This window comes from Pseudomonas sp. B329, assembly GCF_023127835.1.
Taxonomy (GTDB): Bacteria; Pseudomonadota; Gammaproteobacteria; order Pseudomonadales; family Pseudomonadaceae; genus Aquipseudomonas; species Aquipseudomonas synxantha_A.
In genome coordinates this window covers 1-441 of the sequence record NZ_SPKP01000044.1, presented here as the reverse complement: position 1 = coordinate 441, position 441 = coordinate 1, and the positions used below count along the sequence as shown (strand labels likewise).

Below are 441 nucleotides of genomic sequence, written 5' to 3'. Positions count from 1 at the left end.
CATCATCGGTAGGCGCAGGCACGGTCACAGTGCCGACGGTGTCGCCCGCTTTGATGGTGATCGACGAACCGTTATCCAACTTCAAGGTGACGTCAGTGCCCGCTTTATTCGAAAGCGTAGCGGTGTACGTAATTTGACCACCTTCGTTCGCTTCGGACGGAGCTGTCAGCGTCACGGTAGTGGTGTTGTCGGTACCCGGTGTGTCCGTAACGGTGGTGTTTACTGACGTAGTACCTGGAACCAGATTTTCAAAGTGCTCGCCGCCGGTCACACCCTTGATCGCGGTGGTGACGGTCTGATCGCCTTTGTAGACGTCATCCGGTGCCAAGACCGAAACAGTGCCGCTCGACTGATTCACACCGATGGTGATGGTCTCACCGTTGTCCAGGGTGACAGTCAGCGGGTTGGTGATGTTAGTCACCGGTGCGCCGTTTTTATCCA

1 protein-coding gene is annotated in these 441 nt (G+C 56.2%); it reads right to left on the bottom strand.

Annotation, left to right across the window (positions count from 1 at the left end; genetic code table 11):
- On the bottom strand, positions 1–441 hold a 441-nt coding region (locus E4P00_RS29050), incomplete at both ends, for an immunoglobulin-like domain-containing protein (protein ID WP_248132793.1).